At 60.2% G+C, this 23,854-nt stretch carries 24 protein-coding genes; 12 read left to right on the top strand and 12 right to left on the bottom strand.

Annotated elements, in window-relative coordinates:
* From MM194_RS20990 to MM194_RS20975, 4 genes are all read left to right on the top strand, one after another.
* On the top strand, positions 1–633 hold a 633-nt coding region (locus MM194_RS20990), incomplete at its 5' end, for an IS3 family transposase (RefSeq protein WP_241344858.1).
* An 8-nt stretch (positions 634–641) separates the two neighbouring features.
* Entirely contained in the window at positions 642–812 is a 171-nt protein-coding gene (locus MM194_RS20985) for a hypothetical protein (RefSeq protein WP_241344857.1), read from the top strand.
* Positions 813–1,085: 273 nt separating this feature from the next.
* Positions 1,086–2,771 (top strand): DUF3300 domain-containing protein, encoded by a 1,686-nt coding sequence (locus MM194_RS20980; RefSeq protein WP_241344855.1) that lies wholly within the window; start codon positions 1,086–1,088, stop codon positions 2,769–2,771.
* The gene (locus tag MM194_RS20975; protein ID WP_241344854.1) at positions 2,771–3,712 is read left to right on the top strand and encodes a DUF2950 domain-containing protein; all 942 of its coding nucleotides are present in this window, start codon (positions 2,771–2,773) and stop codon (positions 3,710–3,712) included. The genes MM194_RS20980 and MM194_RS20975 overlap by 1 nt, the downstream gene beginning before the upstream one ends.
* Before the next feature lie 274 nt (positions 3,713–3,986).
* Here the strand turns inward: MM194_RS20975 and deoD are convergent, their stop codons facing one another.
* The 7 genes from deoD to MM194_RS20940 all read right to left on the bottom strand — a co-directional run bounded on the left by deoD (position 3,987) and on the right by MM194_RS20940 (position 11,212).
* Positions 3,987–4,700, bottom strand: a complete 714-nt coding sequence (deoD, locus tag MM194_RS20970) for a purine-nucleoside phosphorylase (protein ID WP_033129531.1) — start codon at positions 4,698–4,700, stop codon at positions 3,987–3,989.
* Positions 4,701–4,849: 149 nt separating this feature from the next.
* The gene (locus MM194_RS20965) at positions 4,850–6,058 is read right to left on the bottom strand and encodes a phosphopentomutase (protein WP_241344852.1); all 1,209 of its coding nucleotides are present in this window, start codon (positions 6,056–6,058) and stop codon (positions 4,850–4,852) included.
* Positions 6,059–6,072: 14 nt separating this feature from the next.
* Positions 6,073–7,404: a thymidine phosphorylase gene (gene deoA / locus MM194_RS20960; RefSeq protein WP_033129529.1), complete on the bottom strand. Its 1,332-nt coding sequence runs from the start codon at positions 7,402–7,404 to the stop codon at positions 6,073–6,075.
* Positions 7,405–7,477: 73 nt separating this feature from the next.
* Positions 7,478–8,251: a deoxyribose-phosphate aldolase gene (deoC, locus tag MM194_RS20955; protein WP_241344850.1), complete on the bottom strand. Its 774-nt coding sequence runs from the start codon at positions 8,249–8,251 to the stop codon at positions 7,478–7,480.
* Between the two features lie 390 nt (positions 8,252–8,641).
* The gene (locus MM194_RS20950; protein WP_033129527.1) at positions 8,642–8,812 is read right to left on the bottom strand and encodes a DUF1427 family protein; all 171 of its coding nucleotides are present in this window, start codon (positions 8,810–8,812) and stop codon (positions 8,642–8,644) included.
* A gap of 123 nt (positions 8,813–8,935) precedes the next feature.
* Positions 8,936–10,210: a NupC/NupG family nucleoside CNT transporter gene (locus MM194_RS20945; protein ID WP_241344849.1), complete on the bottom strand. Its 1,275-nt coding sequence runs from the start codon at positions 10,208–10,210 to the stop codon at positions 8,936–8,938.
* Between the two features lie 213 nt (positions 10,211–10,423).
* Positions 10,424–11,212 carry a TatD family hydrolase gene (locus MM194_RS20940; RefSeq protein ID WP_033129525.1) on the bottom strand — a complete coding sequence of 263 codons (789 nt, stop codon included), beginning with the start codon at positions 11,210–11,212 and terminating at the stop codon, positions 10,424–10,426.
* A gap of 40 nt (positions 11,213–11,252) precedes the next feature.
* Between MM194_RS20940 and tppF the strand changes: the two genes are divergently transcribed.
* Entirely contained in the window at positions 11,253–11,867 is a 615-nt protein-coding gene (gene tppF, locus MM194_RS20935; protein WP_033129524.1) for a type IVa pilus pseudopilin TppF, read from the top strand.
* Here the strand turns inward: tppF and MM194_RS20930 are convergent.
* The 5 genes from MM194_RS20930 to MM194_RS20910 form a co-directional block, all read right to left on the bottom strand.
* Positions 11,836–12,012 carry a hypothetical protein gene (locus tag MM194_RS20930; protein WP_193354250.1) on the bottom strand — a complete coding sequence of 59 codons (177 nt, stop codon included), beginning with the start codon at positions 12,010–12,012 and terminating at the stop codon, positions 11,836–11,838. The genes tppF and MM194_RS20930 overlap by 32 nt on opposite strands.
* A gap of 82 nt (positions 12,013–12,094) precedes the next feature.
* Positions 12,095–12,607 carry a GNAT family N-acetyltransferase gene (locus tag MM194_RS20925; protein ID WP_033129523.1) on the bottom strand — a complete coding sequence of 171 codons (513 nt, stop codon included), beginning with the start codon at positions 12,605–12,607 and terminating at the stop codon, positions 12,095–12,097.
* Between the two features lie 128 nt (positions 12,608–12,735).
* Positions 12,736–14,085 (bottom strand): 23S rRNA (uracil(1939)-C(5))-methyltransferase RlmD, encoded by a 1,350-nt coding sequence (gene rlmD, locus MM194_RS20920; RefSeq protein ID WP_241344847.1) that lies wholly within the window; start codon positions 14,083–14,085, stop codon positions 12,736–12,738.
* 254 nt (positions 14,086–14,339) lie between these two features.
* On the bottom strand, positions 14,340–15,764 hold the full coding sequence (amt, locus tag MM194_RS20915) for an ammonium transporter (RefSeq protein ID WP_033129521.1): 1,425 nt from the start codon (positions 15,762–15,764) through the stop codon (positions 14,340–14,342).
* 504 nt (positions 15,765–16,268) lie between these two features.
* Positions 16,269–17,027, bottom strand: coding sequence for a hypothetical protein (locus MM194_RS20910; protein WP_241344845.1), 759 nt, complete (start codon positions 17,025–17,027; stop codon positions 16,269–16,271).
* A 277-nt stretch (positions 17,028–17,304) separates the two neighbouring features.
* On the opposite strand from MM194_RS20910, the gene MM194_RS20905 reads away from it, so the two are divergent.
* The 7 genes from MM194_RS20905 to MM194_RS20875 all read left to right on the top strand — a co-directional run bounded on the left by MM194_RS20905 (position 17,305) and on the right by MM194_RS20875 (position 23,725).
* Positions 17,305–17,673 (top strand): VOC family protein, encoded by a 369-nt coding sequence (locus MM194_RS20905; RefSeq protein WP_241344844.1) that lies wholly within the window; start codon positions 17,305–17,307, stop codon positions 17,671–17,673.
* Positions 17,674–18,778: 1,105 nt separating this feature from the next.
* Positions 18,779–19,423 (top strand): thermostable hemolysin, encoded by a 645-nt coding sequence (locus MM194_RS20900; protein WP_033129517.1) that lies wholly within the window; start codon positions 18,779–18,781, stop codon positions 19,421–19,423.
* A complete protein-coding gene (locus MM194_RS20895; protein WP_241344842.1) occupies positions 19,420–20,886 on the top strand; it encodes an AMP-dependent synthetase/ligase in 1,467 nt (488 codons plus the stop codon). Before MM194_RS20900 ends, MM194_RS20895 begins: the two co-directional genes overlap by 4 nt.
* Positions 20,883–21,539: an iron-containing redox enzyme family protein gene (locus tag MM194_RS20890; RefSeq protein WP_033129515.1), complete on the top strand. Its 657-nt coding sequence runs from the start codon at positions 20,883–20,885 to the stop codon at positions 21,537–21,539. The genes MM194_RS20895 and MM194_RS20890 overlap by 4 nt, the downstream gene beginning before the upstream one ends.
* On the top strand, positions 21,536–22,381 hold the full coding sequence (locus MM194_RS20885) for an SDR family oxidoreductase (RefSeq protein ID WP_033129514.1): 846 nt from the start codon (positions 21,536–21,538) through the stop codon (positions 22,379–22,381). The genes MM194_RS20890 and MM194_RS20885 overlap by 4 nt, the downstream gene beginning before the upstream one ends.
* A gap of 1 nt (position 22,382) precedes the next feature.
* Positions 22,383–23,021 (top strand): tetratricopeptide repeat protein, encoded by a 639-nt coding sequence (locus MM194_RS20880; RefSeq protein ID WP_241344840.1) that lies wholly within the window; start codon positions 22,383–22,385, stop codon positions 23,019–23,021.
* Positions 23,022–23,173: 152 nt separating this feature from the next.
* Entirely contained in the window at positions 23,174–23,725 is a 552-nt protein-coding gene (locus MM194_RS20875; protein WP_241344838.1) for a cytochrome b, read from the top strand.
* Positions 23,726–23,854 lie beyond the last annotated feature (129 nt).

The raw sequence follows: 23,854 nt of genomic DNA, 5'->3' as shown, positions 1-23,854 counted from the left end.
TTCAAAGTACGTAACCTGATGAAGGAAGGCGGGCTGGCATCCAAGCAGCCGGGCGCACACCGTTATAAGGCCGCCCAATCTGAACGACCGGATATTCCCAATCTGCTGGCCCGCGAATTTGATGCTCAGCAACCCAATCAGGTGTGGTGTGGCGATATTACCTACGTCTGGGTCGGAGGTTGTTGGAATTACCTGGCAGTGGTTCTTGACCTCCATACCCGCCGGGTCGTTGGCTGGGCGATGTCTGACAAACCTGATGCAGAGCTGGCAATAAAAGCGCTCGAGATGGCCTATCAGCAACGAGGTTGCCCATCAGGCGTACTGTTTCACTCCGATCAGGGCAGCCAATATGGCAGCCGTGCGTTTCGGCAACGGCTGTGGCGCTATCGCATGACCCAGAGCATGAGTCGGCGTGGTAACTGCTGGGATAACGCACCGATGGAGCGGTTGTTCAGGAGTCTGAAGACAGAGTGGCTCCCGACAACGGGATATATGAACCTGCGGGAGGCGAAGCGGGATATCAGTTACTACCTGATGGATTACTACAACTGGCGGCGTCCACATCAACACAATGACGGGATCGCGCCAGCAAAAGCCGAGGATCGGCCTAACCAAGTGTCCGGATTTAGTTGACCACTACAATGACTATCGAGACGCTTGGCACCGCCGTCATCGCTGAAGCGCTCGTTAACGAAGTGACGATCTACGATTACCTCATGCGGCAGTTGCTTGACCAGCCTATCCAGTCATTTGCGCTGCATCGGCGTCCCACTGTGCTGCGCGTAGATCTTCTCCATCGCCAAGTGAGTTGATTGAATCTCGAGTACTACCGAAGACGGTATCCCATAGCCCTTAACTTCTCAGGTCTGCCCATCTGATTTTGGTCACGTTAAGGTGTTCAGGCGTATCTTGAGACAGAAGCAAACGCATTTTTCACGCCTTTCCAGCCGGTTTTGGGTGTGATCTCGATTCGTAGTTTATGTTTTCGATATGAGACGCCCGCATTGAATGCAATGAGATACAACATTTGTGGAAATCATCGGGCAAGAGGTGCATCAGCCACTCCAGCAGAAGGAAGCAAGATCATGAAGCAACCCCTTTTTCGCCGTAGCGCGTTGGCGGCCGTGATCGCCCTCAGCACGGTATTGGCGGCATGCAAAGAGGAGCCCCCCCCCGTCGCGCAAAGCGTCCAGCCCAGCGCGGCCGCCAGCACAGCCAGCGCTGCGGTCGCACCGCAAGCGCAGCCTCAGCCGATTAACACACAAGCATCGAAATATACCCCAGAGGCTCTCGAGACCCTGCTTGCGCCCGTAGCCCTTTACCCTGATGCGGTATTGGCTCAGGTGCTGGCCAGCGCCACCAATCCGCAAGAGGTGCTCGATGCCGGCAACTGGCTGGTCGCCCACCCCAATCTCAAAGGGAAAGAGCTGACCGCCGCCATTGCGCCGCTGGGCTTTACGCCGCCCACCATGTCGCTGATGCACTTCCCAACCGTCATGGACATGATGTGCCTGAAGATGGAGTGGACGACGGAGCTGGGCAGTGCCTTCCTAGCCGATGAGCCTGGCGTACTGGCAGCCGTTCAGCGCCTGCGCCAACAAGCGATGGCGGTGGGCAACCTGAAAGACTCGGAGCAGATGAAAGTGGCCAAGGATGAACAGAACAATCAGCAGATCGTCACCATTGCGCCTGCCAACCCTGACGTCGTTTATGTCCCACAATACGACCCAAGCGCCGTCTATAGCCCGCCAGCTGCCGGGCCGGCCCCCGCGCCGGTAACCACAGCAACCACGACAACGACCGTGCCTGCGACAACGACCACGACAGTGGTAGAACATGATGATGACGAGGATGAATACGACCGCGGTGATATGGTATTGACGGGCTTGCTCGCCTTTGGCGCAGGCATGTTGGTCAACGAGGTCTTCAACGACGATGATGATGAGGGCGATTATTATTACCCTCGCTGGGGTTCAGGTTATCCCAGCGGTTACGCTCCCTATCGTTATAACCCCAACTATGGCAATGGATTCCGTCCCACCAGCGGCTACAACCGGCCGGTCAACTATCAACGGGGCTCTAACAACAATATTTATATCAACGCCAAGGGGAACGATTACTTCAACAAGTTTGAGCGCGGCCCCAATAACTACCTGCGCCAAGCCAACAGTCCCATCACGGCGGCGCGCCCCAACCGCACTGAGCTGGCTACCTTGGGACAACGCTCGCTGAATAACGAGGCAGGGGGGGGCCAGCGAGGGGCCACACCGAAAGGGAGTTATGCGGGGGTCAATCGCCAACCTAAAAGCGAATACGCCGGCGCACCACGCGCTGTCAATGAGGTGAACAGGGAGGCTCGCGCAACCACGCCGAAGGGAACCTATGCGGGAGCCAACCGCCAACTCAAAAGCGAAAATACCAAGGCGACACGCGACGCTAGACAGGTGAATAGGAAGGCGAATGTGGCCCAACGCACGCCGCGCCAGGGCAACTACGCAGGAGACAAGGTCAAGCGGCAGCAAATCACGCCACAGACCGCTGGAGCACGTGATCGCGGCTATGTCCAACCACGCGCCACTCACAACAAGAGCACCGCACAGACTGCAACACGCAGAGCACCTGCGGCCTCAACCTCAAGGAGTGCCTTCCAGGGGGTACATAATACGGGCAGAACCGAGCGCGCCGCCAGCCAACGTGGGCGCGAAAGTGTGGCTAGTAGCGCGCGTGCCGCACCGCGCACCACCACTCAACCCAGACGGAGTACGCGATAATGAAGCCTTTGTTGAAATGGAGTGGGGCCCCCTCATGGGGTTTAGCCCTGCTGGCCTTGGTCTGCGCCAGCAACACAAGCGCCATGGCACCGCGCACCTTCGCCACCCCGGATGAGGCAGTGCAGGCCCTGATCACGGCCTTGGAGAAGAACGATGTCACCGCACTGACGCTGTTACTCGGCGAAAAGAGTGAGGAGGCCATCACCTCGGGGGATGAGGTGGCCGATGCCAATGATCGCGCCGCCTTCGTCGCGAGCTTCAAGAGCAAGCACCAACTGGTGGCCGAAGGTAAAGACAAAATGATACTGGCCGTGGGGGAGTCGGATTGGCCACTGCCCATCCCCCTCGTGACTGCAAATGGCAAGTGGTATCTCGATGGCGCCACAGGTGCCAAAGAGATCGTCTATCGCCGCATCGGTCGGAATGAGTTGGGAGCGATTGCGGTGTGCCGTGGCTTTATCGACGCACAGATAGAGTACGCCGCCGTGGGGCATGATGGCCAAACAGCGGGGATCTTTGCGGCAAAACTGCGCAGTGATGCAGGGCAACAAAATGGACTCTATTGGCCTGTGGGCAAGGGGGAACCAGCAAGCCCGGCCGGAGAGGAGGTCGTCAGTGCCGCGGCAGAGGGCTACAAGGCCGTGGTCGGTCAACGCACCCCCTATCATGGCTACTACTACCGTATCTTGTATGCCCAGGGAGCCGCTGCCAATGGGGGGGCGAAAGAGTACTTTGTCGAAGGACAATTAAGAGACGGTGTCGCCCTGATCGCCTGGCCGGCCGATTATGCCAACAGTGGGGTGATGACCTTCATGGTGAATCACGAGGGGCGGGTTTATCAAAAGGATCTAGGTACCGAAACGGCAACGGCCGTTGAGGCAATTCAGCTGTTCAATCCCGATAAGAGCTGGTCGCTGGTGGTGAGCAAAGAAGGTGATTAGGGCGCTTTATCTCCCATCGGGTCTTGGCCAATCGCATGGGCCGGGTGCGGCGTTATTGCGATCACAGGGGGCAATGCGAATCCATTCAACACCGCGTCGCGGGCCCACGCGATGTTCGGAATCAGAATATGCATTCGTTTCATGGTGTTAATCTCGTGGTGGGCGGCCCGAAAGAATAGATAGCACACCTAGCCCTCTGGGCTTTCTTCCCAAATGAGGCATAAAAAAACGGCGACCCAGGGTCGCCGTTTTGCATGGAGCCGAAGCCGCGGGATCAGTCGCCCAGCAGCACGGAGTCCAGCGCGATTTCGATCATGTCGTTGAAGGTCAGCTGACGCTCTTCGGCGGTGGTCTGCTCACCGGTACGGATATGGTCGGAAACGGTACAGATGGTCAGCGCCTTGGCACCGTACTCGGCGGCCACGCCGTAGATACCGGCGGCTTCCATCTCGACACCCAGGATGCCGTATTTTTCCATGACGTCAAACATGGAGGGATCCGGGGTGTAGAACAGATCGGCCGAGAAGAGGTTGCCCACACGCACGGCAACACCCTTGTTCTTGGCGGCCTGCACGGCATTGGCGACCAGATCGAAGTCGGCGATGGCGGCGAAGTCGTGATCCTTGAAGCGCAGACGGTTCACCTTGGAGTCGGTGCAGGCGCCCATGCCGATCACCACATCACGCAGCTTCACGTCTTCACGCACGGCGCCGCAGGAGCCCACGCGAATGATGGTCTTGACGCCGTAGTCGGTGATCAGCTCTTTGGTGTAGATGGAGCAGGACGGGATGCCCATGCCGTGGCCCATGACGGAGATGCGACGGCCCTTGTAGGTGCCGGTGAAGCCGAGCATGCTGCGCACGTCACACACCTGCTCGACGTTCTCCAGGAAGGTCTCGGCGATGTACTTGGCGCGCAGGGGATCCCCTGGCATCAGTACTGTGTCAGCAAAGGCGCCATCTTTCGCATTGATATGAGGAGTTGCCATTCTCTTGATTCCTTCACACTAGGTTGAGTTTTATTGTCTTTATTGGTTTGTTTGCCCGCTGCCTCGCGGCGGCGGGCGGGTAACTTACCGGAAGCCGGTACCGTGCTGCAACCCGGGCAGGTCATGCAACATCCTGCCCGGGATCGCGATCACAGGAAGCTGGTACCGTATTGCAGCTTGGGCAGACCGTGGTAGGCCGCTATGCTCTGGCCGATGTCGGCGAAGGTCTCGCGACGACCGACGGAGCCAGCCTTGACCGGCTTGCCGTAGAACAGCACCGGAATGTACTCACGGGTGTGATCGGTACCGTTCCAGGTCGGATCGCAACCGTGGTCGGCGGTCAGCACCACCACATCGCCATCTTGCAGTATCTCGAACAGCTCGGGCAGACGGGAGTCGAAGTACTCCAGCGCGTCGGCGTAACCCTTCACATCACGGCGGTGGCCGTAGGAGGAGTCGAAGTCGACGAAGTTGGTGAAGACGATGGTGTTGTCACCAGCGGCCTTCACCTCTTCCAGGGTGCGATCCCACAGCTCAGTCAGACCGGTGCCCTTCACCTGCTTGGTGATGCCCTGGTTGGCATAGATGTCGGCGATCTTGCCGATGGAGACCACCTGGCCACCCGCGTCCTTCATGTAGTCCAGCACGGTCGGTGCCGGCGGCAGCACCGAGTAGTCGTGACGGTTGCCGGTGCGCTTGAAGTTGCCCTTGCCGCTGCCCACGAACGGACGGGCGATGACCCGACCGATGTTGTAGGGCTCCAGCAGCTCGCGCACTATGTGGCACAGCTCATACAGCTTCTCGAGGCCATAGGTCTCTTCGTGGCAGGCGATCTGGAACACGGAGTCGGCGGAGGTGTAGAGGATCGGCTTGCCGGTCCGCATATGCTCCTCACCCAAGTCATCAAGCACCTGGGTGCCGGAGGCGTGGCAGTTGCCGAGGTAACCCGGCAGGCCCGCCTTCTCGACGATGGCGTCCAGCAGCTCCTGCGGGAAGCTGTTGTGGTGATCGTGGAAGTAGCCCCACTCGAACAGGACGGGCACACCGGCGATCTCCCAGTGACCGGACGGGGTGTCCTTGCCGGAGGAGAGCTCCTGGGCAAAGCCATAGGCACCGACTACCTCGATATCTTTCTTCAAGCCTGCCGGGAAGTAGCCGGAAGCCTGCTCCCCTGCGTGGCCCAGACCCAGCTTGTTGAGGTTGGGCAGGTTGAGGGCGCCACGGCCTTCAATCTCACCGGCGGCGCAGGCCTTGGCGATATGGCCAAGGGTGTTGGCGCCCACATCTCCGAACTTCTCGGCATCGGCGGCAGCGCCAATACCGAAGGAGTCCATCATCAGAATAAAGGTACGTTTCATGGGTCTTCCCCTTGTTACAAATCGGCCAGACCGATGCGACGGTAAACCTCGGGCAGTGCCTCTGGTCGGGAGTCACCGATCTTGACAGCCGCCTGCACCATGCGGGCGGCCTCGGCAAATTGAGCTTCTGTCTGAGCGTGGATCAACGCGAGCGGCTTGTCAGCCTCGACGCTCTGCCCCAGGCGGATAAAGTCGGTCAGACCGACCGCATAATCGAGTTTGTCTCCGGCGGCGCGGCGACCACCGCCCATGGCGACCACGGCCAGGCCCAGTTCGCGGGTATCCATAGCGGTCACGAAACCGGTCTGCGCCGCATACACGGGGCGCACTATGCCGGCCTTGGGCAGGTAGCTGTCGTAACGCTCCATGAAGTCGGCGGGGCCACCGAGACCGGTGACCATGCGACCGAAGATCTCAGCGGCCTTGCCGTTGTCCAGCACCGCCTGCAGCTTGGCACGGGCGTCGTGTTCATCGCTCGCCAGGTTGGCGGAGATCAGCATCTCGGCACAGAGCGCCATGGTCACTTCGTGGATACGCGGGTTGCGATATTCACCGGTCAGGTAGCGTACCGCCTCGCGCACTTCTACCGCGTTGCCGGCGCTGGAGGCCAGCACCTGGTTCATGTCGGTCAGCAGAGCAGAGGTGCGGCAGCCGGCACCGTTGGCCACCGCCACTATGCTCTTCGCCAGTTCTTCGGAGGCCTCGAAGGTCGGCATGAAGGCGCCTGAGCCCACCTTGACGTCCATCACCAGCGCTTCGAGCCCGGAGGCGAGCTTCTTGGAGAGGATGGAGCCGGTGATCATGGCGATGGATTCGACGGTGGCCGTGATGTCACGGACCGCATAGATGCGCTTGTCGGCAGGGGCGAGATCGCCGGTCTGACCGATGATGGCCACACCCGCTTCTTTCACCACCTTCAGGAAGCGATCGTTGTCGACCGAGGTCTGGTAGCCGGGGATGGCATCGAGCTTGTCCAGGGTACCGCCGGTGTGGCCCAGGCCACGGCCAGAGATCATGGGCACGAAGCCACCGCAGGCGGCGACCATGGGGCCGAGCATCAGGGAAACCACGTCACCCACACCGCCGGTGGAGTGCTTGTCGACGATGGGGCCACCCAGGTTCAGGTGATCCCAGGTCAGCACCATTCCGGAGTCGCGCATGGCGCAGGTCAGGGCCACCCGCTCATCCATGGTCATGTCCTTGAAGTAGACCGCCATGGCCAGGGCCGCTATCTGGCCTTCGCCTATGGTGTTGTTGGTAATGCCCTGGACGAAGAATTGAATCTCTTGGGTACTGAGCGCTTCACCGTTGCGCTTCTTGCGAATAATTTCTTGAGGCAAAAACATCTTTCATTCCCTCCGTGCGTCATGCACGAACACAGACCGAAATAGGGGACGGCATGCCGTCCCCTGCCACCGCTTAGTAACCGCTGGTATTGGCCGGCTTGTCGCCGTGGCCCAGGGTCGCCAGCAGGCTGGCCAGCAGGCTGGATGCACCAAAGCGGAAGGTGCGCGGGGAAACCCAGTCCTTGCCCAGGATCTCTTCGGCCATGGCGAGGTACTGACCGGCCACGGCCGCATCCTTCACACCACCGGCCGGCTTGAAGCCGACTTTCGGGTTCTTGGCCTTGATCACTTCCATCATGATGCGGGCCGCTTCCGGGGTCGCATTCACCGGCACCTTGCCGGTGGAGGTCTTGATGAAGTCGGCACCGGCATCGATGCTGATCTCGGAGGCGCGACGGATCAGGGCCTCTTCCTTCAGTTCACCTGTCTCGATGATCACCTTCAGCAAGGCTTGCGTACCGCAGGCTTCCTTACAAGCTTTGACCAGATCGAAGCCGACCTGTTCATTGCCGGCCATGAAGGCGCGGTAGGGGAATACCACGTCCACCTCGTCGGCACCGTAAGCCACGGCGGCGCGGGTCTCGGCCACGGCGATCTCGATGTCGTCGTTGCCGTGGGGGAAGTTGGTCACGGTGGCGATGCGCACGTCGGCGGCGCCGATGTCACGCAGGGTCTTGCGTGCGATGGGGATGAAGCGGGGATAGATGCAGACGGCGGCGGTGAGGCCGGCCGGGGACTTGGCCTTGCGGCACAGATCGATGACCTTCTGATCGGTGTCGTCATCGTTCAGGGTGGTCAGGTCCATCAGGTTCAGGGCGCGTTGGGCGGCCAGTTTCAGATCGGTCATGCTATGTCTCCAAAGTCTCGATGATTCCCACAACCCGTGATCCGTCTTCGCCGAGCACGCAGGATCGGCAAGAGAAGATCCCGGATAAAGGGGATATGGAATTACAGCGCAAATGCACAGGCAATACGGCTGCAAATAAGGCAAGAGCCCTGTCACTTTCTTACAAAAGTGCGGACTTGGTTCCATGAAGACTTGAGAAAGGCCGACAACCGCTGACCCGACTTCCCAATCAATTCCATTTGACCGCCAACACCCACTTCATGTGGGTATTAGTCAATGCCAGCACCCTGCTGGCATCGCCTATTTCAGCCGAGATACCCCGTGTTTGCAAGCCGGATTTGCCATTTTCAGAGGTACCTCACATCTGGCAAATCCGGTACTGGAAAGTGCTTAAGAGAAAAAGCGGGTCAGGATCCAGGAGTAGGCAATCCCCCCCAGATACACCCCCACAATCCCCATTACCCCTGACAGCACGGGAGGTGCCGGAATAGGCAATTTGAGGAAAGAAAACAACAAGCCAACGATAAAGCCGGCTGCCATCGCCAGTAGCACTTCATTCATATAACCTCCGATTTGACTCATTTTATTATTAGTCTAGAAACGCAAACGGTTGTCACCGCCTCAAACGCGAACGCCACAGCTTTATGCTGTGGCGTTCGTCTTTACCTGACTGTCAGGCAAATACTACATGGCTGTCAATGCCAGGAAGAAGCCTGCGATGGTGGCAGACATCAGGTTGGACAGAGAGCCTGCCAGCACGGCCTTCAGACCGAACCTGGCGATGGTGCCGCGACGATTTGGCGCCATGGAGCCCAGACCACCCAGCAGGATGGCAACGGAGGACAGGTTGGCGAAACCGCACAGGGCGAAAGAGATGATGGCCTTGGTGTGGTCAGACATGGCCACGCCGTTGATCAGCACCTCATCCTTCAGATAGGGGGCAAAGTTCAGGTAAGCCACGAACTCGTTCACCACCAGCTTCTGGCCGATGAAGGAACCCGCCACCACGGCTTCGCTCCAGGGCACACCGATGAGGAAAGCCAGCGGGGAGAACAACCAACCCAGCAGCAGTTCCAGAGAGAGCTGCGGATAACCGAACCAGCCACCTACACCGGCGAAGAGACCGTTGATCATGGCAATCAGACCGATGAAGGCCAGCAGCATGGCGCCCACGTTCAGGGCCAGTTGCAGACCGGCAGAGGCACCGGCGGCGGCGGCATCGATCACGTTGGCCGGCTTGTCGTCCAGCTCGCCATCGGCAGCACTCTCGTCATAGTTGGGGGTCTCGGTTTCCGGTACCAGCAGCTTGGCGAACAGCAGACCACCCGGCGCGGCCATGAAGGAGGCGGCGATCAGGTATTCCATCTTGACGCCCATGGAGGCGTAACCGGCCAGCACGGAGCCGGCGACGGAGGCCAGGCCACCACACATGACGGCAAACAGCTCGGAATCGGTCATCTTGCCGATGAAGGGACGCACCACCAGCGGGGCTTCCGTCTGGCCGACGAAGATGTTGGCGGTCGCAGACAGGGATTCGGTACGGGAGGTACCCAGTACCTTTTGCAGACCACCACCCAGCAGCTTGATCACCCACTGCATGATGCCCAGATAATAGAGAACCGCGATCAGGGAGGAGAAGAAGATGATGACGGGCAGCACACGGAAGGCGAAGATGAAGCCACCGCCACCGAAGACTTCAAACATCTTGTTGCTGACCAGTCCACCGAACAGGAATTCGATACCGTTGTGGCCATAACCGATGACGCTGGAAACAGCATCAGATACGCCGACCAGAATATCCCGACCGACAGGGACGTAGAGCACGAAGGCGCCCAAACCGGCTTGAATGGCAAAGGCACCGCCAACGGTGCGAATTTTAATTGCTTTGCGATTACTGGAGAACAGCACCGCGATAAGGATGAGCGTCACCATCCCTACCAGACCCATTATCAGATTCATTATTAATATTTCCTCTTATGTAGCACCTTCCAGCTTGTTAACGTTTTGTATCTTAAAGCCGTTAATCAAGGGTCCGCATTATACTAATTACGGTGCGACAAAGTAGAATGCTGGTCACATTTTATAAGGCTGAAAAGGGCCGGCCATCGTTTAATTAGACCGCAAACGATTTTTATGGGTCCTGTTTTTTATCACTGCGATATCAACAGTTAATCAACTGTTAATTTCACGTTCCATGCGCGGGAAGGCCCGCAAAGTGGATTCATGCAACACCGAAATAACATCCTCCAGCGGCTGCCGCCGCAATTCGGCCAAGAGTTGCGCGATCACGGGCAGGCTGGCGGGGGTATTGGGCTCCCCTTGCCGCCCTTGCAGCGGCATGTCGGGGGCGTCGGTTTCCAGCAGCAGCGCCTCCAGCGGCATGTCGCGGATTGCCTCCCTAGTCTTGTTGGCCCGCTCATAGCTGATGACGCCACCTATGCCCAGCCTGAACCCAAGCTGCCAGAACACCTCGGCCTGATGCAGGGAACCGCTGAAGGCGTGGATCACGCCGCCAGCGGCCGGTTTGAAGCGCCGCAGGATCTTGGCAACCGTGTCGTTGGCTCGCACCGAGTGGACGATGAGCGGTAACTCGAACTCCATGGCCAGTTTGATCTGTGCCTCGAACAGCGCGAGCTGCCCCTCCTGCGGCACCTGGCTGCGCAGGTCCAGTCCGCACTCGCCGATGGCCACCAAGCCCCGAGGCCTGCTCGCCAGCAAGCCGTGCAGCCGCGCCAGCACGTCGGGCACTTGCGTCCCCACATACCAGGGATGAATGCCCAGACCATAGGCGATGCCAGCATGGCGCTCTGCCAATGAGATCACGCGAGTCCAGTTTTCCTCTCCCACGGCGGGGATGATATACTCGCCCACTCCCAATTGACGCCACTGGGCCAGCAGCGCCTCCCTGTCGGGCTCAAAGACCGGAAAATCGAGGTGGCAGTGGGTATCGATCAGTTTCATATCACGCTTACCTGTTTGTCGTACTTAATGGGTTCATTCCATGTCAAAACGCATTTCTCACGGCTTTACCCTGATAGAGCTGGTGCTGGTCATCATAGTGCTGGGGATCCTGGCGGTCACCGCCCTGCCCCGTTTCATCAACATCAAGGACGATGCCCTCAAGAGCAGCGTGTCGGCAACCGCGGGCAGTTTTTCCAGCGCCGTCCAGCTGGCCCATGCGGGCTGGGCCGTCAAGGTGAGGGGAGAGCCGCTGGCACTCTATAACTTTAGCGGCATGGGCAAGCAGGATCTCGATATCAACAGCCACGGCTGGCCGGTGGGCACCAAGGAAGATCAGGGCGGCCAGGGGCCGGATACCGTCTTCCCGGGGGGCGACAGCGATCAGATCTCCGTCAGTAGCCGGGATGACTGCGAGAGCCTGTTCGGCGGCCTGCTCGATACCGACCAGACCGCCGCCGATGAGCTCCACGCCGACGCGGACAGCGACTATGTCTCCCACCTGATCCCTGTCGATGGACAGGCCAATGGCCAACTGCGCCACGACAACTGCCGCTATATCTTGCGGGACTCCATCGGCCGTTTGCCCACTTATCCGGATGGGCTGGGCTTTGACTACAACAGCGTCAGCGGCGCCGTGACTCGCAACTTCCGCTGAGAGGCGGCTCATCCTCCGTCGTCGCCTCTTGCTCATCCTCGTCATAACGCACCGGTGCGCAGCAGCGCCGGTTCTCAGGCACCAGCCCCCACTCCTGACACCAGGCATCGTAGCGAGCCAGCCAACGCAGCAACACACCTCTCATGATCCGCTCCTTGTTCCGATAAGGGCCTTATCATCGCCAGCACCGGCAACACTCGTCGACCCGGTATCAGCGACCCACCACCTCATGATTTCCCCTGCGGCAACAGCAGGCCCATGCTGATCTCGTCGACATCGCGATCATCCAGTCGATAGGCGTTGCGCCGGATGCCTTCGTCGATAAAGCCGCACTTGCGATAGAGCCCATGAGCCGCCTCGTTATGAGCCATCACTCCCAACTCCAGCCGGCTGATGCCACAACCCGGCGCGGCGGCGATCAGGGTACGTAGCAAACGCTCACCCCAGCCCTGGCCCCGCGTGCCCTGGCGCAGCCCCATCACGATCAGGGCGCAGTGTCGATTGCGCAACAAGCCGCCTCCGATCATCAGCGCAAAACCCTGCACCTCGTCGGCCAAGGTCAACAGCCACATGCGCTGATTGGCACTGGCCTGCATGGCGGCCAGACGCTGGCGCTGCCCCTCGATATCGGATGGGCGCTCCCCCGCCTCGAACAGCATGAAACGCGTCTCCCGATCCAGCTGTTGAAAAAAGTGATCCAGCGCCGCGGCGTCCTCCACCCCGGCCAAACGAATGCTCATATCAGGCTCCCTGCCAGTCAGCTACCCCTTGGCGGCCATAAAAAAACGACTCCATTTGGAGTCGTTTTTATCAGAGCCATCTGGCTAATTCCATTTATTCCTGAGGGACATGCCCGTCAGGAGATCCATCAACCCTTGGCTGGCAGGCTCAGGCGGGCAACCGCCTCCACGTGCATGGAGTGGGGGAACATGTCCACCGGCTGCACCTCGTCCAGCACGAAGCCCTGCTTGACCAAGTAGGCCAGATCCCGGGCCAGGGTCTGCGGGTTGCAGGAGACATAGACCAGCCGGCGCGGCGCCATGGCGACCAGAGTCTGCAGCACCGCCTTGTCACAACCCTTGCGGGGGGGATCCATCACCACCACATCGGCGCTCACGCCCTGGGCGTGCAGCTCGGGCATCAGCTGCTCGGCCTTGCCCACGTGGAATTCGGTGTGCTCTATGCCATTGAGGGCCGCGTTGCGGCGGGCATCGCTGATCGCGCTCTCCACCGACTCTATGCCGACCACCTTGGCGGCCTTAGCCGCCAGGAACAGGGAGATGGTGCCGATGCCGCAGTAGATGTCGAACACAGTCTCGTTGCCGGTCAACTCGGCGTAGTCGAGCGCCTTGGAGTAGAGCACATCGGTCTGGCTCGGGTTGTTCTGGAAGAAGGAGAGCGGCGATATCTCGAACGCGAGTTCATGGATCTTGTCGCGGATGACGCCTTCCCCCAGCAGCACCCGGTTGCTCGCGCCCAGGATGCGGTTGGTGCGCTCGTCATTGACGTTCTGTACCAGGGTGGTGATGGGCAGATCCGCCAGCACCGCCAGCAGCTCGGCTTCGAATGGTAGCTCTTCACCCAGGGTCACCAGTACCACCATCAGCTCGCCGCTCTTGAAGCCCTTGCGGGTCATCAGGTTGCGCACGCAGCCGCTGTGGTTGACCTCGTCATAGGCCGCGATCTCGTGCGTGCGCATCCAGTTGCGTACCCGGGCATTGAGCTCCACGTGCAGGGAGTCCTGCACCGCGCAGTCGTCGGCGGTGATGAGATCGTGGGAGTGCTTGCGATAGAAACCGATCTCGGCACCAGCCGCGCTGCTGCGCACCGCATACTGCGCCTTGTTGCGATAGGCGAAGGGGCTATCCATGCCGAGGATGGGGTTGACCTGAGTCATCAGCCCGGCCTGATCCAGCGCGCTCTGCACCAGCGCCTGCTTCAGCTTGAGCTGAGCCGGATAGGCCAGCGGCCTGACCTGGCAGCCACCGCACTCGGTATTGGGGCAGAAATCGGGGACCCGGTCGGCGGAGGGCTGGGTCAGCTCCACCAGCTTGCCATGCAGGTAGTTCGGCTTGACTTCGGTCAGCTCGACCAGCGCCTGCTCACCGGGCAGCAGCCCCTCGACAAACAGGGGGCGATCGAACAGGCGTCCCTTGCCATCCCCTTTGTCGGTCAGTTCCAGAATATCGATCTGATGTTGGTGTCCCACTAACGGCATGAGCGGCTCCGAAGGCATAGATAAAAGGATGGAAGCGGGCTAACCCGGCTACCCCAAATAAAGGGTGGCAGAGTTTAGCGGAGATCCGCCCAAAATGCAGGCATAAAACGCCGTCAGAACGAAATAGCAGGGGTAGCCCCATGGACAAAGGATGGGTGCAAAGGGCCCGTTTTCCCGCGCCTTTCATACAGGCCGCCATAAAAAAGCCGCCGGACAGGGCCGGCGGCAGACTCGTTAACGGGAAGCCGATGGGATCACAGGCTGTAGGCTTTCTCGCCGTGGCTGGTGACATCCAGCCCTTCCCGCTCGGCATCTTCCTTCACCCGCAGGCCGATCAGCAGATCCACCAGCTTGTAGGCCACGGCGGAGACCACGCCGGTCCAGGCCACGGTCACCAGCACGCCGATGACCTGGATTTTAACTTGGGTCAGGATGGAGTAACCCTCGGCCACCTGGTTGGTCACATAGTCCCAGACCCCGGTACCGCCCAGATCCGGGCTGGCGAAGACCCCGGTCAGCACGGCGCCCAGGATCCCGCACACCCCGTGCAGGCCGAACACGTCCAGGCTGTCATCGGCCCCCAGCAGGCGTTTGAGACCGTGCACCCCCCACAGACCGGCGACGCCGCTCAGCAGGCCGATGATGAGGGCACCACCGACGCCGACGAAACCGGCGGCCGGCGTGATGGCCACCAGACCCGCAACCGCACCGGAGACGGCACCCAGCAGGGAGGGACGGCCCTTCATCAGCCACTCGGCGAAGGTCCAGGCGAGCGCGGCGGCGGCAGGGGCCACCCAGGTGTTGATCAGCGCCAGGGCGGCGGTGCCGTTCGCTTCCAGCGCGGAGCCGGCGTTGAAACCGAACCAGCCGAACCACAGCAGGGCCGCGCCTATCATGGTCATGGTCAGGCTGTGGGGTGTCATGGGATCACGACCGTAACCCACCCGTTTGCCCGCCATGAAGGCACCGACCAGACCGGCGACCGCCGCGTTGATGTGCACCACGGTGCCGCCGGCAAAGTCGAGGGCGCCGTGCTGGAACAGGTAACCGGCGGTGGCACCGGCGGCTTCGGCCGCTGCCGCGTCCGTGTAGGCATCCGGACCGGCCCAGTACCACACCATGTGCGCCATCGGAATGTAGGCGAAGGTGAACCAGATCACGGCGAACAGCAGCACCGCGGAGAACTTCATCCGCTCGGCGAAGCCGCCGACGATGAGGCCGCAGGTGATGGCGGCGAAGGCCCCCTGGAACACCACGAAGATGAACTCGCTGATCCCCACGCCCTTGCTGAAGGTGGCACCAATAGACTCAGGCGTGACCCCCATCAGCAGCACCTTGTCGAAGGATCCGTAGAAGGCGCCTCCCTCGGTGAAGGCCAGCGAGTAACCATAGACCACCCACAGCACGGTGATGAGGCAGAACAGGGTGAACACCTGCATCAACACGCTCAACATGTTCTTGGCGCGCACCAGGCCACCGTAGAACAGGGCAAGTCCCGGGATGGACATCAGGATCACCAGGGTGGCCGCCACCATCAACCAGGTGTTGTCGCCCTTGTTGATGGTCACGGCCGCGGCCTGCACCACACCGGCCTGCGCGGCCACCTCTTCAGCCCAACCGGGGGCGGCCATGGTGGCGGTCAGCGCCAGCAGGCCAGTCATTACGAGTCTCTTGAACATACAGCCCTCTCCTTGTCGTCCCGGCACCCGGCCGGGTCCATTTCCTGATATGAATGTCAAACTTGGCTATTTACCCTGATCATCAAATCAATATTGCCCCACCCTAACCCTCGGTATGACCCCGCAGGGATCATCATGGCGACATGACTGGTTTAAAGCATAAAGCAGGCCAAAAAATATAACCCTTATTTTTCAGTATCTTGGTGTGATCACAATGTGACTGCGCACCATGATGGCGCAGTCTGGCCACAAACAGGATCAGGATCGCACTTCGGCTGTGCAGCGAGGACGGGGCGCACCAAGATGGGACAGGGGAGAACAATCGAGGAAGGAATGGCGGTGATCGCGACGGGCAGACGCCCGTGAACAGGGCAAGCCTGCGGCCCTGGTCTGACGACAGAGAAAGCGGGATAAAGGGATGCGGAAGGCAGAAAGAAGGGGAAGCCGGATCAGCTCTTCCCCACGGGACTGCCGGGCCGTTCGGCCCGCCATCATTGACTCCGGCTACGCGGCCTGTCGCCTCAGGGTCAGATAGCCTACCAGCAGGAGGATCAGCACGAAGAAGGCCTCGCTGACGGTCGTCACCCCATACCCCAGCCCCCCGTGCTTGACGGACGGTGACAACAGATCCCCCACCGAGGCCCCCAGCGGCCGGGTCAGCACATAGGCAATCCAGAAGCTGAGCACCGTATTCATCCTGAAGACCCTGTATGCCACGGCCATCAACGCGATCAGGCCGCCAAACAACAGGGTCGCATTCAAATAGCCGATATCCATCCCCTCCGACACCCAGTCACCGGCCGCCGTGCCGAGGGCAAAGGTGACCAGGATGGCGAGCCAGTAGAATTTCTCCCGCCTGAGGGTATTTATAGAATTAATGGAAAGAGTGCCTTCATGACGAAACCAAATGGCAAAAGTGACCAGCAGCAGGGTAAAGACGCTGGTCGAGAGCCAGAGCGGGATCCCGACCCGATCGGTCAGGTTGTCGGTCAGCAGAGTACCGAAGATGCTGACCAGCACCACTGCCAGCCAGTAGCGCCGGGGCTCATAGCGCACCGCCTTTATCTGCAGGGCGAGCACCACGACCAGCAGAGTGCCCATCAAGGCAGACGTCAGGGTCAGCCCCAGATGCTGCTGGAAGATCAGATAATCCGCCGCCGTCTCGCCGACCGTGGTGGACATCATCTTGATGATCCAGAAGATCAGGGTCACTTCCGGCACCTTGTTGGCCAGGGTGGTCACAAAATCGGATCGATATTGCATGCTGCCTCCCGAGATACCCTCTGGTATGGGCAGACTATGGGCTGGGAAACTTAACAGCCTGTTAAGGGCGCCGGGGGACGAGGCGTCGAGCCCGCAAGCGTGAATGTCTGCCAGCCGCCCCGTGCCGGTGGCAAGCATCCGGCACTGTCGGGCCAGTCCCGCCGCCCTGCACCGCCAAATGAGGGGCGCCATCACGCCGGATCTGGCTGACGTCCCGCCGTTCGGGTCATACTGGCGCGACTATGCCTTTTAACCCTGCGCCCGCCACGAGGAGCCCATGAGCAATCTCAAGGTAACTGAAATCAAGGCCTTCGTGCCCGCCCGCGACTTCGCGCTCTCCAGGCAGTTCTATCAGGATCTGGGGTTCACCCTGGCCTCCGATGGCGGCGGAGTGGCCTACTTCCACTTCGGCGAGGTGAGCTTCTTGCTGCAGGACTACTACCATGACGCCCTGGCCGAGCACTTCATGATGCACATACTGGTGGAGGACGTGGCAGCCTGGTGGGCCCACGTGAAGGACAGCCAGGTCGCATCGCGCTACGGCGTCAGGGTGACGGAGATAGTCACCCAGCCGTGGCGCATGAAGGACTTCTGCCTCTATGATCCGTCCGGCGTGCTGTGGCGCATCGCCCAGAACATCGACTAGACCTGCGAAGAAAAGAAAAATACGACGCGCAGCAAAACAAAAGGCCATCCGTGAGGATGGCCTTTTGTCACTGAATCTGAATGGTGCCGGGGTCTCTCTCGAAACGTGAATTTATCACACTGATTTTACAGTAAAAAACTAGATGTGAATTTTCCTTATACCCCCCAAAATCCCCCCACATCAGTGACGGTGGCTTCTGTATCTCCGGATCAATGCGGTATATATCAGGGCTAAGCCCCTCCCCTGATTGTCTCTGTTTAGGGGAAATGAGGTGCCGGATAGGCCAGGTAAGCTACCCCACTCTCGGTCTCCACCGGCGTACCGGTCCGCGGGTCCCCGTCCCCAGCTAAGGCCATGGCCGACATGACCACAGGTGTATCGATCGGCGTACCGGTCTGCCTCGCCGAAATGTCGGGTCAGCGCCAAGAGCAAACTGGGCAGAAGTCATTTCCCTATATTGCACTCACTTCCCTTGCGCTGTGATCACCATGGTTGTTGTTCGCGCCGATGTATTTCGTTCTGCGCAATTGCGCAATCTTCAAACCCCTCATCTCCTCCCCAGGCCTTGCCACGCCTAGAGCATCCTACATTGGGCTATCCGTTGCGTTTTGTTTTGCGCAGTTCCGGTGCGCAGAAAAGTGCGCAGTTTGTAGTGCGCACTCATGAGGGGACTGCGCAGACGGTAAGAGGGGAAGGTGGCTGGCCCAAGGGGGATGGTTCATCCAGTGGCTGTAGCACATTGCCCCACCTGCCGTGGCAGGAACGCTCCATGACTCCTTTGGCTTGCTGCCGGCATAGGCGCGAAGTTGGCGGCCAGTGGTGGCGCAGGGCCTGGTAGGATGCTGTCGAGTTATGTGCGGAGTTACCGCTATCGGAACAGTGTACTGTCAGGGTTTCTCGGACAATGTCATGGACTCGGACATGTCACAGCTACCTGTCTCGTCGAATTAGCTGAAAGTCGAGCTGCGTATCGCTGCTGCGCAGTCAAGATGTGACGTGGTGTAGACGAGCATCAAAATGTCAGTGGAAATAAAGGTTTTAACTCTTAACCGATTCTTAAGTTTGCCCCTTTAGTCTGATAGCAACAGACGAGAAGGAGCCATCCATGACCACTGACATTCAACCCCCTTACCGGTTAGTCCTGGCCGATACCCCGGAACAGGTCATGGCGTTGCAGGTTTACATCCAGGCAGCCTACAGCCGTGAGTTCGATGCCCGCATTCCCCATTTCATGCCCTGCCTGCTCGGCCTCTATCGAGCAGACGGCATGCTGGTCGGCGCCTGTGGCCTCAAGCTGGCCAGCGATGAGCGCCTCTATCTGGAACAATATCTGGAACAATCCATCGAAGCGGCCATAGAGACCCGACTGGGAGTCCGCGCCGGGCGGGATCGCATCGTCGAGGTGGGCAATCTGGCCTGCGGCGAACCGGGCAATGCCCGCCTGATGTTTGCGGCGCTGTGCCGTCTGCTGTGTGACAACGCTCTCGATTACGTGGTGTTCACCGGCACGGTCAAGCTGCGCAACAGCTTCCATCGTCTGCGCCTTGAGCTGGTCGAGCTGGCGCCAGCCCGCGCCGACAGGGTTGGAGAGGATGCCCGCGCCTGGGGTGCCTATTACCACTGCCAGCCCAAGGTGATGGTCGGGGATCTCGGCCAAGGGCGCCAGACATTGGCACAGGGCAGCCTGCTGCTCTCCCTGCTGTCACCCATGCCGTCCCTGTTCAATTGCCCACACCGGAGCGTCTTATGATGCTGTTCGACCAGATAGCCCACTTTGCCCGCCATAGGCCCGACAACCCTGCACTGAGCAGCAGCGAGCATCACCTCAACTATGAGGCGCTGTGGCAACAGATCCAGACACTTGCCGAACGTCTGCAGCGGGCCGGCATCGCTCGGCTGGCGCTGCAGCTCGACAACGGCCTGCCCTGGGCACTGATCGATCTGGCCTGCACCCGGGCCGGGATCGTGGTCATCCCGGTTCCACATTTCTTCAGCCCGGAGCAACAAGCCTGGTTGCTGGCAAGCAGCGGGGCCGATGCCCTGGTAGGACCCGAGCATGAGGGATGGCAGGCCTGTGAGCCCCTGACCCTGTCGGCCGGCGAGCTGCCGCTGTGGCGAAGGCAGCCGGCACAGGTGCCCTCCTTGCCAGTCGGCACCGCCAAGATCACCTACACCTCTGGCAGCACGGGGCAGCCCAAGGGGGTCTGCCTCTCCTTTGAACAGATGATGGCGGTCTGCGATTCGCTGGTAAGACGCGTCGCGCCCGCACAGGTCGAGAAACACCTGACCCTGCTGCCGCTGACCACCCTGCTGGAGAATCTGACCGGCCTCTATGTGCCCTTGCTTACCGGCGCCTGCAGCCAGATCCCCTCGCTCAAGGAGTTGGGGTTCGAAGGCTCCAGCAAGCTGGATCCCGCCACCCTGGCTCTGGCCCTGTTGCGCTGGCCCACCCACAGCCTGGTGTTGGTGCCGGAGTTGCTGCGTTTGCTGCTCGCCCTGTGCGGCGTCAATGAGGCGCTCGCCGAGCGCCTCGCCACCCTGCGCTTCATCGCCGTGGGCGGGGGCAAGGTCGCCCCCGAGCTGATCCGCCACGCCCGCGAGCGGGGGATGCCAGTCTACGAAGGCTATGGGCTGTCAGAATGCGGCTCCGTCGTGGCGCTCAATGGCCCGGAGGAACACCGCCTCGGCAGTGTCGGCCAGCCCCTGCCACATTGCAGGATAGCGATCGCCGCCGACGGCGAGATCCTGGTGGAAGGGGCTGCCATGCTCGGCTACCTGGGCACGGACGAGCCCCCCCCCAGCCAGATTGCTACCGGCGATCTCGGTCATCTGGATGAGCAGGGCTACCTGCACATCACGGGGCGCAAGAAGAACCTGCAGATCACCGCCTTTGGCCGCAACTTCTCCCCCGAATGGGTCGAGGCACAGGCCCAGCTCTGCCCGGCCATCGTCCGCATCGTGGTCTTCGGCGATGGCCAGCCCGCCAACGTGGCGCTGATCCAGCCGCTGCCCGGCGCAGATGCCCAACTGGCGCAACAGATCGAGCAGCTCAACCAGCGCCTGCCCGATTATGCCCGCATTCACCACTGGCTGCCGGTGGCACTGGATCAACATCCGGAGCTGCTGACCGCCAACGGTCGCCCCCGTCGCGAACGGATCTATCACCACTTTTCCCGACAGATCAGCCAATGCCTCACAGGAGAGCGCTCATGAGCTTCTACCAGACTCTGCAACAAGCCACCGTCCAGGAGCGTGAGTATCTGTTTCGCGCCCCCATCATCGAAGCCTGCCGCCGCGGCGATATCAGCCGAGAGACGTATCTCGCCTTCCTGGCAGAGGCTTACTACCACGTGCGTCACACGGTGCCGCTGTTGATGGCCACCGGCGGCAAGCTGGGGCAGGAGTATGAGTGGGTACGAGAGGCCATCAAGGAGTACATAGACGAAGAGTACGGCCATCAAGAGTGGATCCTCAATGACATCCGCGCCTGCGGTGGTGATGCCGAGGCGGTGCGCCACGGCCAGCCGGGGCGGCCCATCGAGCTGATGGTGGCGTTTCTCTATGACCAGATACAGCGCGGCAACCCCATGGGATTCTTCGGCATGGTGCAGGTGCTGGAAGGCACCAGCGTCGCCATCGCCCTGACCGTGGCCGAGCAGTTGAAAACCGGGCTCGGTCTGCCGCCTCAGGCCATGAGCTATCTGAGTTCCCACGGAGCGCTGGATCAGGATCATCTCAAGTTCTTCGAATCCCTGATGAACCGGGTGGAAGACACCGCCGACCAGGACGCCATCATTCACGCTGCCAAGGTGGTTTACCGCCTCTACGCCGACATGCTCTATCAGCTCACTGGATCCGAACGATGAAGCTTGAAGGAAAACTCGTGCTGCTCACGGGTGCCAGCGGCGGGATCGGCGAAGCGCTGGCCCAGGAGCTGGCGGCGCAGGGTGCGCACCTGTTGTTGCACGGACGCAGGGCCAGTGCGCTTGAACGTCTGTGCAAGGCTCTGCCCCATCCGGAGCACCACCAGATAGTGATCGCCGATCTGGGTTCCTCTCAGGAGCGGGCGCGACTGCTGCAACATCCGGCACTGGATGAAGGGCTGGATGTGCTGATCAACAACGCCGGCTGCAACCAGTTTGCCTGGCTGGAGGATCAGAGCGCCGAGCAGGTGGAGCGCCAGCTATTGCTCAACATAGAGGCCCCGATCCAGCTCACCCGCGCCCTGCTGCCGAGGCTGCGCAAACCCGCCGTGGTGATGAACATAGGCTCCAGCTTTGGCGCTATCGGCTATGCGGGTTACAGCGTCTATTGTGCCAGCAAGTTCGCCCTGCGCGGCTTCAGCGAGGCACTGGGTCGCGAGCTGGAAGGCACCGGAATCAAGGTACTGCACTTCGCTCCCCGCGCCACCCGTACTCGTCTCAACCCGGAAGCCGCCTATGAGATGAACGCCGAGCTCGGCACCCGAACCGACAGCCCGCAGGACGTGGCCGAGGCCGCCGTCATCGCCCTGTGCAACGAAACCCGCCGCAGCTGGCTCGGCTGGCCGGAGAAGCTGTTTGTGCGCCTCAACGGACTGCTGCCCGGCCTCGTCGACAAGGCGCTGGCCAAGCAAAGAGTCATCATAGAGCGCTACGCCCGCCACTCGCCTCCGCCAGCCGCGGGCAAAGGCCACCCCACCGCCGTCATGACAGAGAAGGAACCTTAAGATGAAGCACACCACTTTCCGCCCCCGTTTGGGTCACAGCGCTCTCCTCCTATTAGCCCTGGGCTCTGGCTTGGCTCAGGCTGCCGACGCCCTGCCCACCATCCAGCAGCAGTGGGCTGTTTGCCAATATCAGCAGACCGGCAAGGCCAAGGAGAGCTGCCTGGAGCAACTGAGCAGCCAGGCCGAGCAGGCCAGTGCCAAGGAGGCTTTTCGCACCGATCTGCTGATCTGGTCGGCCATCGTCAAGAGCACCTGGGCCGGCGCCAAGGGGGGGCTGGGGGCCCTCAGCCTGGTGAAAGAAGCCAAGGCCACGTTGGAAATAGCCATCAAGCAGGATCCCAAGGCGCTGGAAGGCTCCGCCTACACCAGCCTGGGCTCGCTCTACTATCAGGTGCCGGGTTGGCCGGTGGGATTTGGCGATGACGATAAGGCCGAGCAGTTGCTCAAGCAGGCGTTGGCCATCAATCCGAGCGGCATCGATCCCAACTTCTTCTACGGCGACTTCCTGCTCGATCAGGGACGCAAGGCCGAAGCCAAGGCTTATTTCGACAAGGCGCTGGCCGCCCCGGATCGCCCGGGCCGCGAGCTGGCGGATCAGGGACGCCGAACAGAGATTCGAGAGCGGCTCGCCAAGCTATAGATACAGGCTGAACGCATGATTGTGGTGACCCGCAGGTTCACATGCTCGGTAGTGGGTGACGTGTTCGGAAAGGTTCTGATGCCAGGCACTGCAGGATCAGGCTACGACATCAGAGCCATCATGAGTCCAGAATCGAAAAGAAGGATGTGAATATGTTGCAACATACCAAACAACGCTATTGCAACCTGAGCATAGCGCTACACTGGCTGACCCTGCTGTTGATCATGACAGTCTATTGCCTGATGGAGTTCAGAGATATATTCCCCAGGGGCTCTGCTGGACGTGAGCTGATGAAAGAGGGGCACTTTATGACGGGCCTGCTCATCTTGGCGATCGTTGTTATTCGACTGTTGGTTCGCTTTGGCAATCCAACCCCCCGCATTGTTCCTGAATCATCGGCCTTAATGAACAAGCTGGCCAGACTTGCTCACCTGACACTCTACTGTTTCCTTATTCTCACCCCCTTACTGGGGTGGCTTACCCTGAGTGCAAGTGGTAAGTCTGTGCCCCTCTTCGGGTTCGAGTTCCCAACGCTCATGGCTCAGAATGATGGTTTAAAGGGAACAATAAAGGAGTTTCATGAGACGCTTGCCAACATAGGCTATGCCCTGATCTTCTTGCATGTTTCGGCTGCGCTCTATCACCACCATGTGCTTAGAGACAACACTTTGACCAACATGCTACCTAAGAGACATAGGCTATAGAATGTAGTGGTCTAATCATCCCGGACACCATTTTAGGTGGTACAGTCGCCACCAAGATCAGAGGTGTTCAATGACAAGATTACGTCGCTCATTTACTGCCGAATTCAAACTCGAAGCCGCATCCCTGGT

This window comes from Aeromonas sp. MR16, from assembly GCF_022549315.1.
GTDB classification, from domain to species: Bacteria; Pseudomonadota; Gammaproteobacteria; order Enterobacterales; family Aeromonadaceae; genus Aeromonas; species Aeromonas aquatica.
The sequence above is the reverse complement of the archived record's forward strand: the minus strand, read 5'-3'. Positions and strand labels throughout refer to the sequence as shown.

Coding starts and splice junctions, on each gene's coding strand:
- MM194_RS20925 (WP_033129523.1), bottom strand. CDS start 12,607: ATGAGCATTCGTTTGGCCGGGGTGGAGGACGCCGCGGCGCTGGATCAC.
- MM194_RS20875 (WP_241344838.1), top strand. CDS start 23,174: ATGTTGCAACATACCAAACAACGCTATTGCAACCTGAGCATAGCGCTA.
- MM194_RS20900 (WP_033129517.1), top strand. CDS start 18,779: ATGACCACTGACATTCAACCCCCTTACCGGTTAGTCCTGGCCGATACC.
- deoD (WP_033129531.1), bottom strand. CDS start 4,700: ATGGCAACTCCTCATATCAATGCGAAAGATGGCGCCTTTGCTGACACA.
- MM194_RS20880 (WP_241344840.1), top strand. CDS start 22,383: ATGAAGCACACCACTTTCCGCCCCCGTTTGGGTCACAGCGCTCTCCTC.
- MM194_RS20975 (WP_241344854.1), top strand. CDS start 2,771: ATGAAGCCTTTGTTGAAATGGAGTGGGGCCCCCTCATGGGGTTTAGCC.
- MM194_RS20985 (WP_241344857.1), top strand. CDS start 642: ATGACTATCGAGACGCTTGGCACCGCCGTCATCGCTGAAGCGCTCGTT.
- rlmD (WP_241344847.1), bottom strand. CDS start 14,085: ATGCCGTTAGTGGGACACCAACATCAGATCGATATTCTGGAACTGACC.
- MM194_RS20890 (WP_033129515.1), top strand. CDS start 20,883: ATGAGCTTCTACCAGACTCTGCAACAAGCCACCGTCCAGGAGCGTGAG.
- MM194_RS20980 (WP_241344855.1), top strand. CDS start 1,086: ATGAAGCAACCCCTTTTTCGCCGTAGCGCGTTGGCGGCCGTGATCGCC.
- MM194_RS20895 (WP_241344842.1), top strand. CDS start 19,420: ATGATGCTGTTCGACCAGATAGCCCACTTTGCCCGCCATAGGCCCGAC.
- MM194_RS20950 (WP_033129527.1), bottom strand. CDS start 8,812: ATGAATGAAGTGCTACTGGCGATGGCAGCCGGCTTTATCGTTGGCTTG.
- amt (WP_033129521.1), bottom strand. CDS start 15,764: ATGTTCAAGAGACTCGTAATGACTGGCCTGCTGGCGCTGACCGCCACC.
- MM194_RS20965 (WP_241344852.1), bottom strand. CDS start 6,058: ATGAAACGTACCTTTATTCTGATGATGGACTCCTTCGGTATTGGCGCT.
- MM194_RS20940 (WP_033129525.1), bottom strand. CDS start 11,212: ATGAAACTGATCGATACCCACTGCCACCTCGATTTTCCGGTCTTTGAG.
- tppF (WP_033129524.1), top strand. CDS start 11,253: ATGTCAAAACGCATTTCTCACGGCTTTACCCTGATAGAGCTGGTGCTG.
- MM194_RS20885 (WP_033129514.1), top strand. CDS start 21,536: ATGAAGCTTGAAGGAAAACTCGTGCTGCTCACGGGTGCCAGCGGCGGG.
- MM194_RS20945 (WP_241344849.1), bottom strand. CDS start 10,210: ATGAATCTGATAATGGGTCTGGTAGGGATGGTGACGCTCATCCTTATC.
- deoC (WP_241344850.1), bottom strand. CDS start 8,251: ATGACCGATCTGAAACTGGCCGCCCAACGCGCCCTGAACCTGATGGAC.
- MM194_RS20930 (WP_193354250.1), bottom strand. CDS start 12,012: ATGAGAGGTGTGTTGCTGCGTTGGCTGGCTCGCTACGATGCCTGGTGT.
- MM194_RS20910 (WP_241344845.1), bottom strand. CDS start 17,027: ATGCAATATCGATCCGATTTTGTGACCACCCTGGCCAACAAGGTGCCG.
- deoA (WP_033129529.1), bottom strand. CDS start 7,404: ATGTTTTTGCCTCAAGAAATTATTCGCAAGAAGCGCAACGGTGAAGCG.
- MM194_RS20905 (WP_241344844.1), top strand. CDS start 17,305: ATGAGCAATCTCAAGGTAACTGAAATCAAGGCCTTCGTGCCCGCCCGC.